The organism is Pseudobdellovibrionaceae bacterium (genome assembly GCA_023954155.1).
Taxonomy (GTDB): Bacteria; Bdellovibrionota; Bdellovibrionia; order Bdellovibrionales; family UBA1609; genus JAMLIO01.
This window is the reverse complement of sequence record JAMLIO010000007.1, coordinates 101,146-113,807: the sequence shown is the minus strand read 5'-3', so window position 1 is coordinate 113,807 and position 12,662 is coordinate 101,146. Positions and strand designations below refer to the sequence as shown.

10 protein-coding genes and 4 tRNA genes are annotated in these 12,662 nt (G+C 42.7%); all 14 read left to right on the top strand.

Features of this window, described 5'->3' with window-relative positions; translation table 11 throughout:
* Positions 1-275: 275 nt before the first annotated feature.
* Complete coding sequence (locus M9899_09345; protein MCO5114364.1) at positions 276-899, top strand: riboflavin synthase; 624 nt, start codon at positions 276-278, stop codon at positions 897-899.
* On the top strand, positions 896-2,041 hold the full coding sequence (gene ribB / locus M9899_09340; protein MCO5114363.1) for a 3,4-dihydroxy-2-butanone-4-phosphate synthase: 1,146 nt from the start codon (positions 896-898) through the stop codon (positions 2,039-2,041). Before M9899_09345 ends, ribB begins: the two co-directional genes overlap by 4 nt.
* Positions 2,038-2,475, top strand: a complete 438-nt coding sequence (gene ribH / locus M9899_09335) for a 6,7-dimethyl-8-ribityllumazine synthase (protein ID MCO5114362.1) — start codon at positions 2,038-2,040, stop codon at positions 2,473-2,475. The genes ribB and ribH overlap by 4 nt, the downstream gene beginning before the upstream one ends.
* Positions 2,468-4,717, top strand: coding sequence for an ATP-binding protein (locus tag M9899_09330; protein MCO5114361.1), 2,250 nt, complete (start codon positions 2,468-2,470; stop codon positions 4,715-4,717). The genes ribH and M9899_09330 overlap by 8 nt, the downstream gene beginning before the upstream one ends.
* Positions 4,714-6,084, top strand: a complete 1,371-nt coding sequence (locus tag M9899_09325; protein ID MCO5114360.1) for a sigma-54 dependent transcriptional regulator — start codon at positions 4,714-4,716, stop codon at positions 6,082-6,084. The genes M9899_09330 and M9899_09325 overlap by 4 nt, the downstream gene beginning before the upstream one ends.
* 59 nt (positions 6,085-6,143) lie before the next feature.
* Positions 6,144-7,862 (top strand): proline--tRNA ligase, encoded by a 1,719-nt coding sequence (locus tag M9899_09320; protein MCO5114359.1) that lies wholly within the window; start codon positions 6,144-6,146, stop codon positions 7,860-7,862.
* A gap of 185 nt (positions 7,863-8,047) precedes the next feature.
* Complete coding sequence (gene pyrF, locus M9899_09315; GenBank protein MCO5114358.1) at positions 8,048-8,743, top strand: orotidine-5'-phosphate decarboxylase; 696 nt, start codon at positions 8,048-8,050, stop codon at positions 8,741-8,743.
* A 105-nt stretch (positions 8,744-8,848) separates the two neighbouring features.
* Positions 8,849-9,838, top strand: a complete 990-nt coding sequence (locus M9899_09310) for an isopenicillin N synthase family oxygenase (GenBank protein MCO5114357.1) — start codon at positions 8,849-8,851, stop codon at positions 9,836-9,838.
* Entirely contained in the window at positions 9,835-10,593 is a 759-nt protein-coding gene (gene rlmB, locus M9899_09305; protein MCO5114356.1) for a 23S rRNA (guanosine(2251)-2'-O)-methyltransferase RlmB, read from the top strand. The genes M9899_09310 and rlmB overlap by 4 nt, the downstream gene beginning before the upstream one ends.
* Before the next feature lie 68 nt (positions 10,594-10,661).
* Positions 10,662-10,737 (top strand) — tRNA-Thr (locus M9899_09300).
* A gap of 11 nt (positions 10,738-10,748) precedes the next feature.
* A tRNA-Tyr gene (locus M9899_09295) sits at positions 10,749-10,834 on the top strand.
* A gap of 17 nt (positions 10,835-10,851) precedes the next feature.
* Positions 10,852-10,927: transfer RNA gene (locus tag M9899_09290), tRNA-Gly, on the top strand.
* 10 nt (positions 10,928-10,937) lie between these two features.
* Positions 10,938-11,012, top strand: a tRNA-Thr gene (locus M9899_09285).
* A 267-nt stretch (positions 11,013-11,279) separates the two neighbouring features.
* Positions 11,280-12,470, top strand: coding sequence for an elongation factor Tu (gene tuf, locus M9899_09280; protein ID MCO5114355.1), 1,191 nt, complete (start codon positions 11,280-11,282; stop codon positions 12,468-12,470).
* Positions 12,471-12,662 lie beyond the last annotated feature (192 nt).

The window sequence follows — 12,662 nt, the reverse complement described above, 5'->3', positions numbered from 1 at the left end:
CTCGAAATTAAAACCCTAAACAGGCCATTTTCTTTCATTGGCAGAACCCGTCTCGTCCTTTTGGGGCTGTAAACACGCCTTATAACGTCCTATTTTCCTGGAGTCTGCACATTGATCTTGCCAGTGGCTGGGCTATAAACAAGCCCTATAACGTCCTATTTTCCTATTAAGCAAACTATCTGGTTAAAATGATTAGGGTTTTTACGCCTGTAAGAAGCTCAAGCTAGGGGTGATTCTATTGACTTATGGCGTAATTTCTTAGATAAAAACCACACATGTTTTCTGGAATTGTAGAGTCCTCTTCACCCATCCTTTCTTTTGAACAAACCGATGAGTTTGTCTTTCGTTTGATTGTAGGTCGTCCTGCATTTTTTGATGACATCAAGCTGGGTGACAGTGTGGCCACCAATGGGGTGTGTTTAACGGTTGTGAGTTTTGATACGGACAGGCTGTCCTTTGATGTGGCCAAAGAGACTCTTGCGGTCACAGGTTGGGCCAGCGATTCAAAATTACAACCTCATCAGCAGGTCAACCTTGAAAGATCCTTACGTTTTGGAGACCGAGTGCATGGTCACTTTCTATCTGGCCACGTAGATGAACTGGGCGAAGTGGTGAAGGCCGAGCCTTTAGATGATTCCACCTGGCTCTTAGGCATTCAGCTGAGCCTCCGTTCTTTGCCTTATGTGTGGAAGAAGGGAAGCATTGGTTTAAGTGGTGTCAGCCTGACTGTGAATGAGTTTAAGGATCGTACAGTCGAAGTGGGATTGATTCCTGAAACCCTAAAGCTGACGAATCTGAAAAGTTTTAAAGTCGGAGATAAAATCAATATTGAGTATGATTGGATGGCCAAAGCCATTTATCATCAAACCCAAAATTTAAAAAGTGAGAGGAAGATATGAATCACCCTAAGGAGCTCATAGAAGACATTCGTAATGGCAAAATGGTCATTCTGGTTGATGATGAGGATCGTGAGAATGAGGGTGACTTGGTCATGGCTGCGGACTTCATCAGTCCTGAGGCTGTGAACTTTATGATCACAGAAGCTAGAGGTTTAGTGTGTTTGGCCTTAACCACCGCACAAGTGGAAAAATTAAAGTTAGATCAAATGATTCCTCTGGATAAAAACAAATCGCAAAACAAAACGGCATTCACTGTAAGCATTGAAGCTTCAAAAGGAGTGTCTACGGGAATTTCTCCTGCGGACCGTGCTCACACTATTCGTGTGGCCTCCCATCCTAATGCTATGGCCACTGACATCTCTGTGCCAGGGCATATTTTTCCCATTAAGGCGCAAAACGGGGGAGTGCTTAAGCGTGCGGGTCACACAGAAGGAAGTGTGGATTTAGCACGCATGGCGGGGCTCAATCCTGCAGCTGTGATCTGTGAGATCATCAACCCCGATGGGTCTATGGCCCGTGTGGAAGATCTTCGCGCGTTTGCCAAGAAGCATGATTTAAAAGTTGGAACTATTGTGGACCTCATTGAATATCGCCTACAAACAGAAACTTTTGTCGAAGAGACCACCCATCATTCCACCCTTGATATGAACGAAGACAATGTGATCGTGAAAGTTTTTAAGGATGAGCTTGAAGGACAAGAGCATTTGGTCATCATCAAAGGCGCTCTTAAAAAGGGCGAACCTACCTATGTGCGAGTGCAAGCGCAAAATATTTTAGATGAGTTGATCGGGGGCATATCCAGTTCTCGACAAAAGATCGAAGCTTGCTTGGAGTTCTTTTCTGATGAAAGACCTGGGGTTCTTGTTTATCTGCAAAAAGGTCACAATCTCACACAGCAAGTGTCAAACATTGATAGAAAATTACCTATGGATATTAAGAACTATGGTGTGGGAGCGCAAATCCTGAAGTCTTTAGGCTTAACCCAAGTGAGACTCATCACAGATTCTGATAATACTCCTAGCACGATCAAAGCTTATGGGATTGAAATCGTAGAGACCGTGGCGTTTTCTAAAATTGTAGATCAAGATTGGGCCACCTCTTTTAATGCCGCGAGTGACAAGTCTACGAAGGTGACGTTATGAGAGTAGGAATAGTCACCGCAGAGTTCAATGCTCAATACACCCAAGAGTTAGAAGACGGTGCTAAAAGATTTTTGGCCAGCGTGGGTGTGACAGACATCCATGTTCTTAAAGTTCCTGGAGCCTTCGAGTTAGGTCTAGGAGCTAAGTTTTTTTTAAAAGAAAAAAAATGTGACTATGCCATCTGTTTGGGTGTGGTGATTCGCGGAGAAACGGATCACTATGACTTTGTTTGTAAGGCTGCCCAAGAGGGGTGCTTGCAAGTCAGCTTGGAAATGGAAAAGCCTGTCGCGTTTGGAGTATTAACGGTCAATAATTACGAACAAATGTATGATCGCATCTGGGGTCGTAAAGGCAACAATGGTTACCATGTGGCCAAAGCAGGGTATGACACGGTGATGAACCTGAACAAACTCAAAGAGCGTAACCTTGAGTAACGAAGCCCAATCCGTCGCAGAGGTATCCAGACGAAAAAGAGAGATATTCACTCTGATTCCTCTGATCGTACTTTTTGTGGGATTGACATGGTTTCAGTTTCAGTTGTTTTCAATCAGTGAGAAGTTGCCGTTTCACTATGCGATCTTCTTCTTTGGTTTAGTAAATTTAAATCTACTGATTTTCTTGGCCCTGATCTATTTGATCTTTAGAAATTTGGTTAAAGTTTATACGGAAAGTAAAATTCCCCTATTTGGTAAGTCTCTGCGTTCAAAACTGATGGTGGCCTTTTTTACTTTTGCATTTGTGCCGACCTTTTTGATGTTTTTAGTGTCCATCTTTTATATTAACAGCAGTTTTGATAGATGGTTTGCCCTTAAAGGGATGGGGATACTAGATGACTCCATACAGGTGACGGAGCTTTATTATCAGAACTTAAAAAAAGAGAGTTATTTTTTAGCCAACCAAGTGGCTGAAAAGACCACCAAAGTGCCTTTATCTGCTGCTACTAAAAAAAATCTAGAGTCATTGATGCAAAATGCTCAAGTGGACTTTTTAGAGGTTTATGATTTTACCACAAAACAACGTTGGATCGCCCAGAGCAATGCCTTTTCTGCTGATGTGGCCAGTGTGGTTCTTCCTCCCATTCCTTGGGAAGAATTAGAAGCCCTTTACAGCGAAGATGGTGATTTCAGTGTGAGTTTGGACTTAAACGAAGGGGAAGACGAAACTCAAAAAGGACGTCTTTTAAGATCTATTCGTTCCATTCCAGAAAAGCAAAAAGTGGTGGTGGTCAATAGACTGATCCCTTTCTTTTTGGTGGAGCAGATCAACAACCTCATCGAAGCCCGCGACGAGTACAGACAACTGACCCCGTTTGAATTTCCCTTAAAGAGCATTTACCTCATCACACTCGTATTGATGACCATGGTGATTCTCTTAGGTGGAACATGGTTTGGCTTATACTTAGCAGGGCAATTGTCAAAATCCTTAGAGAGCCTAAGTCGTGCCACCAGAGAGATCGCCAAAGGTCGTTACCGAACTATTTCTATTGCCGATTCGGGAAGTTATGAGATTGATCATTTGGTGTCTAACTTTAATCAAATGGCTCAGACCATTGAAAAGAGCCGTCATGAAATTGAAGACACCAATCAAAGTTTGCAAAAGACTTTGCATCAACTTGAAGAGTCCAGCGATAACATCAAGGCCGTGATTGAACATATCAGCACAGCCGTGATTTATGTAGATAAGGATGAGGTCGTCACTCTGATCAACAAGAAAGCCGAAGACCTATTAAGCTTTAGCACTAAAGATTTAGTGGGGCATAAGTTAGCAGAAGTTTTAAGCTCCATTCTTTATAATATGTTTGTAAGGCTTAAAGAGAGACTGGTGCATGAGGGTTTAAGTTTTGTCAGTGCAGAAGAAAAATTAGAATTTCCATCTCGATCTATTCGTTTAAAGTGTACGGTGTCTTGTTTGTACCACGATGATGGAACTGTCAGAGGTTATGTTTTGGCAGGGGATGACATCTCTTTGATTGCTAAAGCTCAAAGAGCCGAGGCATGGACAGAGGTGGCTACGCGTGTGGCCCATGAAATTAAAAACCCATTAACACCCATCAAGCTCTCGGCAGAACGTTTACAACGTAAATTTTCCGAACAGATCACTGACCCTGCCTTTGTGGAAAGCATTAAGATGATCAACCAGCAGGTGGACATTGTAAAAAACCTAGTGAATGAGTTCAGCTACCATGCTCGCCTGCCGCAATTGACTTTAGAGAAGGGCTCTATCAACGATCTGGTCAGGGAAAATCTTTGGGTTTATCGCCATAGAATCAAAGGCTTGAGCATTGATTTGGATGTGGATGAGAGCCTACCTAGCTTTTATTTTGACCATGACCAATTAAAAAGGATTATCATCAACCTCCTAGATAATGCTGTAGACGCCTTGGAAGGGACTTCTGACCCTCGAATCAGAGTGCAGACGCGCAGTTTAAAAGATTCCGAGTTGGTTCAAGTCACAATCAGTGATAATGGTGTGGGTATCCCTGTGGAAATGGTTAAAAAAGTATTTGAGCCCAACTATACAACGAAGTCCACAGGAACGGGGTTGGGTTTGTCCATTGTGAAAAAGATGATTGAAGAGCACTCTGGACGCATTTATGTTCAACGAAGTGGGGAATGGACGGAGTTTGTTTTTGAAATTCCTCTACAACCACAAGATGGAGAAAGGAACAAGAAATGAAAAATGAAAACGTAAAGATTCTTGTTGTAGATGATGAAGCAGCAATCTGTGAAGTTCTGTCGGCTTCATTGGCGGATGAAAGCTATCAGGTGCAAGTGGCTAAAGATGCCGCAGAAGCCTTAAGTATTTATAATAAATTTATGCCCGATATTGTGTTGTTAGATGTTTGGATGCCAGGCGGGAAAGACGGCATTGATGTCCTTAAAGAGATCAAAAACAAACCCAAGTCCGCCCAAGTGATCATGATGTCAGGTCATGGAACCATTGAAACCGCCGTGGGTGCGGTGAAGATGGGAGCTTATGATTTTGTCGAAAAGCCCCTGTCTATGGATCGCATCGGAATCCTGATACGAAATATTTTAGATTTGGAACAAGAAAGAAAAGACAAAGAGAATTTATTGTCACAAATTCAAGCCAGCTTACGTTTGGTGGGCACCAGCGAAGAGAGCCGTCGCATTCGACAAATGGTCACCAAAATTTCTGGAGCTGACAACTGGGGTCTAGTAAAAGGTGAAAAGGGCGTTGGAAAATTAACGGTAGCCAAAAACATTCATTACCTAAGCTCAAGAGCCAGCGGTCCATTTATTCACTTTCAGTGCACCTCCATCCCCGAAGATTTACTTGAAGGGGAACTATTTGGTTACGCTAAGGGCTCCAAGCCAGGCTTAGAAGAAGATAAAAAGGGCGTATTTGAATACGCCCATAAGGGCACGCTTTATATTGAAAATGCCGAGTCCCTCACTTTAGGTGTGCAAGAAAAGCTGATGGAAGCATTAAAGAGTCTTAAAGCCACCCGTTTTGGGGGAACAGAAGCTTATGATGCTGACGTGCGAGTTTTAATTTCTGCACCTAGTGATATTGAAAGTAAAGTGAAGTCTGGCCAATTCCGTGAAGACTTGTATTATCGCTTAAACGTTGTACCTCTAGAGATCAAACCTCTTCGTGAAAGAGCGGTGGACATTCCTATTTTGGTAGACCACTTTGTAGACGAGATTTGTCGCAAAACTGGGGTGAAAGCCAAAACTCTTCGCCCAGAAGCCATTGAAGCTCTTAAAAAGTATGATTGGCCAGGTAACGTGCGTGAGCTGCAAAACTTTATTGAAAGACTCTATATTTTATTTGATCAAAATATTGAAGTGGGAGTGGAAGACCTGACCTATGCAGGATTAAAGCTTCAAGGTGAGGCAGGGGTCATTTATAAAAGTTATGGAACCTTCCGTGAAGCGCGCGCCCAGTTTGAAAAAGAATTTTTGTTAGCTAAAATTGAAGAGAACAACGGCAACATCAGCAAGACCTCTGAAGCTATTGGACTTGAAAGAAGTTATTTGCATCGTAAAATCAAAGCTTATGGCATAGAGGTCAATTAAGAATAGCTGTCTTTTCTTAAGGATCGTTTTGACATTAAGGCAGAGGATACGGAGTGAAGATGCAACAGCACCATATAAAGTGGTCAAGTCGGTTTCATAAAACATTCAGAGAGGCTCCTGGGGATGCTGATATTCCTAGTCAGCAGCTTCTTATTCGCGCAGGTTTAATTAAAAAATTAGCTCCTGGGATTTACACTTATGGTACCTTAGCTTTAAGGGCTATCAGAAAATTTGAAAATATCATCCGCGAAGAGTTAGAGGCTTCGGGCTGCCAAGAGATTTTAATGCCCATGGTGCAGCCCTTAACTTTGTGGGAAGAGACAGGCCGCGCAGGAATTCCTGAATTGTTAAAATTTAAAAACCGTAATGATCATGATTTTTGTCTTGGAGCGACTCACGAAGAAGCGGTGACGGATTATATTCGTAATGACATCTCTAGCTATCGTGACTTGCCTCAGTGTTTATATCAAATTCAAACTAAGTACCGTGATGAAATTCGCCCCCGTTTTGGTCTGATGCGAGGACGAGAGTTCATCATGAAAGACGCTTACAGTTTTGATGTGGACTCGGAAACAGCAAAGGCCAGTTACGCCAATTTACGAAAGGCCTATATTCGTATTTTTGATCGTTTGGGCTTAGAGTACCGTGTCGTGCAAGCCGACGCTGGTGCAATCGGTGGGTCTTTGACTGAAGAGTTTCAGGTTTTAGCACAAGTAGGAGAGGACCTGTTACTCGTGAGTGAGGCTTCTGACTTTGCGGCCAATCGTGAGATTTGCCCTCGTGTGTATCAGGCCACAGAAGGGGTGCCTGTTTTTGCCACAATAGAAGAGTTTGCCACTCCTAATGTTCGTACCATTGAAGCTCTGTCGAAATTTATGGATATACCAGAAGAACATCTGGTAAAGACTTTATTTTTAAAGGCCGATGGCAAGTCTTATGCCATCCTATTAAGAGGCTGCGACGAACTTAATCCCATTAAATTAAAAAATGTGTTTGGTTTTAAAGAAGAGCCCGTGATGCTTTCTGATGAAGAGGTCCTAGCTTTAACGGGTGCGCGTCCAGGAAGTTGTGGCCCACAAGGTTTGGATGTCAAAGTGTTCGCTGACCACTACCTTAAAGACTTTAAAAGCTACATCGTGGGTGCCAATAAAGACGGGTACCATGTAAAGGGCCTAAAACCTGATGTAGATTTTAAAATTGCTAAGTTTGTAGATATCGCTTTTGCTAAGGCAGGCGACCCGAGTCCTGATGGTCAAGGCGCATTGACCGAGGTGCGCGGCATTGAAGTTGGACATATTTTTTATTTAGGGACTAAGTACAGTGCTGCCATGAAAGCCACTTATCAAGACGAATCAGGTAAACTTAAACCCATAGAGATGGGTTGCTACGGTATTGGTGTAGGCCGAACCGTGCAAGCCGCCATAGAGCAGTCCCATGATAAAGACGGGATCATTTGGCCCAAGAGCATTGCGCCCTATGATCTTCACCTTTGCATTTTAGACCCTAAGGAAGCTGATGTGATGGAATACACTCAAAAGCTTTTAGGTGAACTGGGTGCTTTGGGGCTTTCGGCCTTTGTTGATGATCGCAACGAACGCCCTGGGGTGAAGTTTAAAGATGCCGATCTGATGGGTCTTCCTGTGAGAGTGGTGATTGGAAAACGTGGCTTTGATCAAGGTGAGGTGGAAGTAGTGGTGCGCAGCACACAAGCTAAGAGTTCCGCACCTTTGGCGTCTGCAGCTGCAACCATCAAAACCAGCTGGGAAAACTGCAAATAAAAACAAATTAAGATTTGCACAAAGCCAAAGATCGCAGCTACATTTAGTAAAAGTAAAAGTAAAAGTAAAAGTAAAAGTAAAAGTAAAAGTAAAAGTAAAAGTAAAAGTAAAAGTAAAAGTAAAAGTAAAAGTAAAAGTAAAAGTAAAAGTAAAAGTAAAAAGCGCGGTTAAAGGGAAAAGAAGATATGATGAAAAATCCAATTTTTATCGCATTGGATGTGAACGAGTGGGGCAAAGCCCTAGAGCTGGCGCAAGAGTTAAGCCCTTTAGCTGGAGGCTTTAAGGTCGGACCGCGCTTAAGCTTAAAAGCCACTCCTTTAGAATGGCAAAAATTAGCAGACTACGGGCCTATTTTTTATGATCCTAAATTTTATGACATCCCAAATACCATGGTGGAATCCTTGCGCGCCTGTGCGGATAAGGGGATCAGTTATGTCACAATTCATGCTGGAAGTGGGCTCAAAGCCATGGAACAAGTCGCAAAGCTAGAGCAACAGATAAACACGTCACAGTTTTTTAAAGTCTTAGGTGTGACAGTTTTGACATCTTTTGATGGCACTCAAAATCCTATTCCAGGATTTACGGGAACCAGCTTAGATGATGCTGTTTTGACATTGACGGATCTTGTCGCAGAAAGTGGCTTAACAGGTGTGGTGTGCGCAGGGCATGAAGTGTCTAAGGTCAAATATGTACACCCCGATTTTTTTACGGTTGTACCTGGAATCAGACTTAAAGAAGACTCCACCGACGATCAAGCCCGAGTTTTAGAACCGCAAAAGGCCCTTGAGCTTGGAGCTGACGCCCTAGTGGTCGGACGTTCCGTGATCAATGAGGCTTATCCTAAAGCGAAGTTGCAAAAATATTTGGATCTCTTGCGCTAAAAAGCAGTTAAAAACCAGTTTAGAGCATTGCGTTTGGGTTTCTGGTTGCTCTTTATTTAGACAGTGTCGTATGAAAATAAGGACATGGGGGAAGAAGTTATGGATATGCAAACCGAAGTATCAAAGTCAAAGTCGATAGGTGCGAGTGCTAAAGCCGATGTTCTGGAGTTGAGCCTAAAAGATTATATTTCTGGGGACAGCACCACAAAACAAAAGTTCATCGAAGATTTATTTTACGGTTTAAAAGACAGCGGATTTATCATTTTAAAAGATCATCCTATTGAAGTGTCATTACTCGACAAGGCCTATGATCTAAGCCAAAAGTTTTTTGACTTAGATGAGACCACAAAAAAACAATACGTTTATGGTGGCGGCGGTGGAGTGCGTGGTTACACTCCTTTTGGAACCGAACACGCTAAAGACAGCCCTGCTCCTGATCTGAAAGAGTTTTGGCATGTAGGGCGTCCTTTAAAAATGGAACATCCTTTATCCGCAACTTATCCTGCCAACATTTGGCCTCAAGAGGTGTCAGAGTTTGAAGCGGTATTTACAGAGTTTTACGACAAGTTAGATGATGTAGGACGTATCATGCTTGAGGCTCTTACGGGACCGCTTGGGCTGGACACGGATTATTTTGCCAAGCTCACTCAAGATGGAAATTCTATTTTAAGATTACTGCACTATCCGCCTATTGCAGAAGGTACAGATCCAAATTGTGTGAGAGCAGCAGCGCATGAAGACATTAACCTGATTACAATTTTAGTCAGTGCCTCCACTTCGGGGCTTGAGCTTTTAGATCGTCAAGGTAGATGGCTAGCTGTAGAAACGGATCGTAACAATCTGATCGTAGATGCGGGAGACATGCTTGCAAGAATCACTAATGATGTGATTCCGTCTACCACCCACAGAGTGGTCAATCCTAAAGATGGACAGAACGTAAGTCGTTATTCGATGCCATATTTTATGCACCCTCATCCAGAGGCTGTGTTAAGCTGTATTGACAGCTGCAAAGGCGAGACAGGGCCTAAGTACCCTGACATTTTATCAGAAGAATTTTTAATGCAAAGATTAAGGGAGATCGGTTTAATCAAATGAGTCAAAAAGGGGAGTCGTCTCGTATAGTGATTGGTCTGCACTCTTGCCAAGAGGTGGTCAGAGTGCGCCCCAAAGCCATCTTGAATTTTTATATTGATGAGTCCAAAGAAAAAGAATTGAGGGAATTACCTTGGATTCAAACCCTCTCGCAAAAAGTAAAACCTGAAAAACGGAAGAGAAATTTTTTTCAAGAGTTAGGATCTGGTCATCAGGGTGTAGCTCTTGTGGTGAAAGCCTCAGAGCCCGTTCTGTCGGAAAAGGTCTTTGCCCAAAGTCGCTCCACACTTTTAGCCTTAGATGAGGTCGAGGACCCTACAAATTTAGGTAATATTTTGCGAACATCTTGGTTACTCAACGTCGATGGAATTTTGATCCCACAAGATCGAAGCGTAAAGTTGACTCCTATGGTGTGTAAGATTGCCTCAGGAGGGGCCGAGCACGTTCCCGTAGATGTGGTTCACCCTTTAGATCAAAAGTTATCGGAGCTAAAAGAAAATGGATATTGGGTTTATGGATTAGATGCTGCGGCTTCTGAATCTATTTACGACGTCGATTTTCCTGAAAAAGTCATCATTGTTGCTGGAAATGAAGGCAAAGGTTTGCGAAAGTCTACTCTGAAAGCCTGTGATGTGCTTATAAAAATACCACAAGTGAATGATCATGCGAGTTTGAATGTCTCGACTTCGGTTGCAATTACGCTGTCCCACGTCCAGAGATCTTTTTTTCTAGTTGACGAAGGAAAGCAAAAAAAATAAAACTTGGTTTCGCTGTGAGAATGGGTTTGTGGTGTCTCTTCGGATAATTCTGCAAATTCAAAGTCAGGGCTGGCTTAGCTCAATTGGTAGAGCAGCTGATTTGTAATCAGCAGGTTGCGGGTTCAAGTCCCATAGCCAGCTCCATTTTTTTTCATGGAGAGATGCCCGAGGGGTTAAAGGGGACGGACTGTAAATCCGTTGGCTTATGCCTACGTAGGTTCAAATCCTACTCTCTCCACCATTTAAAAAGCGGCGCGTGCGGGAGTAGCTCAATTGGTAGAGTATCAGCCTTCCAAGCTGAGGGTTGCGGGTTCGAGACCCGTCTCCCGCTCCAATTCTTGTTCGCCCATATGGCTCAGGGGTAGAGCACACCCTTGGTAAGGGTGAGGTCGTGAGTTCGAGTCTCACTATGGGCTCCATCACATAGGGATTGGGGTTCAAAGAATGGGGTAGCACAGTCCTTAAGCAGCACTGAGGACGAGGTTGTGACGCTCTAAGGCACATGGGCCCGATGGGGCTAAAAGAAGTGTGACTTAGATAAATTTAGGTGGCATCTTCAGAAAGTCCCATTATTATGGATGAGCTTTTTTGGCCTTAGGCTGAAATTTGTATTTGATTTAAGAATTTAAAGAGTTTAGTAAAACTGAAACGATTTAAACAAACAAAAGAATTAGGGAGGCATCGTAATGTCTAAAGAGAAATTTAATCGTAACAAAGACCACGTTAATATCGGTACAATCGGTCACGTGGATCATGGTAAAACAACTTTAACTGCAGCGATCACAACGACTTTAGCTAAAGCTAGTGGTGGTGTTGCAATGGCTTACGATCAAATCGATAAAGCCCCTGAAGAGAAAGCGCGTGGAATCACTATTTCTACTTCACACGTTGAGTATGAAACAGCTAACCGTCACTATGCACACGTGGACTGCCCAGGACATGCTGACTATGTAAAAAACATGATCACAGGTGCGGCACAAATGGACGGAGCGATTTTAGTAGTGAACGCTGCTGACGGTCCTATGCCACAAACTCGTGAACACATTCTTCTTGCTCGTCAAGTAGGTGTTCCTGCGATGGTTGTATTCATGAACAAAGTAGACCAAGTTGATGACGCTGAGTTGTTAGACCTAGTTGAACTTGAGATTCGTGAACTACTTTCTAAATACGAATTCCCTGGCGACGAAATTCCAATCGTAAGAGGATCTGCTCTTAAAGCTCTTGAAGGTGATGAGTCTGAAATCGGAACTCAAGCTATCATGAAGCTTATGGAAGAAGTTGACCGTTATATTCCAGCTCCACAACGTGATGTTGATAAGCCATTCTTGATGCCTATCGAGGACGTATTCTCAATCTCTGGTCGTGGTACTGTTGTAACTGGTAGAGTTGAGCGTGGTATCGTAAAAGTGGGTGATGAAATCGAAATCATCGGTTTAAGACCTACTACAAAAACTACTGTTACTGGTATTGAAATGTTCCGTAAACTTCTTGATCAAGGTCAAGCGGGTGACAACTGTGGTTGTTTACTACGTGGTACTAAGAAAGAAGACGTTGAAAGAGGACAAGTTTTGGCTGTTCCAGGTTCTATTAAGCCTCACAAAAAATTCAAATGTGAAGCTTATATCTTAACTAAAGAAGAAGGCGGACGTCATACTCCATTCTTCAACGGTTACAGACCACAATTCTACTTCAGAACTACAGACGTTACAGGTGTTGTAACTCTTAATGCTGGTACTGAAATGGTTATGCCTGGTGACCGCGTTGAAATGACTGCTGAGCTTATCGGACCTATCGCAATGGAAAAAGAATTACGTTTTGCGATTCGTGAAGGTGGCCGTACAGTGGGTGCGGGTGTTGTCACTGAAATCGTAGAGTAATCCTAAAATATAGAAGGGCCTTTTAAAGGCCTTTCTTGTTTGAGTGCCAAAGGGAATTTTAAATCTCTTTGGCATTTTAGTTTTTGATATATTTATATTTAAAATGTAGACTCGGATTTGGTTTTAGATATAAAACATGAAGTTGATTTTTAAAGAGCTGAATATTCGTTATCACAGTTGTAACGGTTTTAG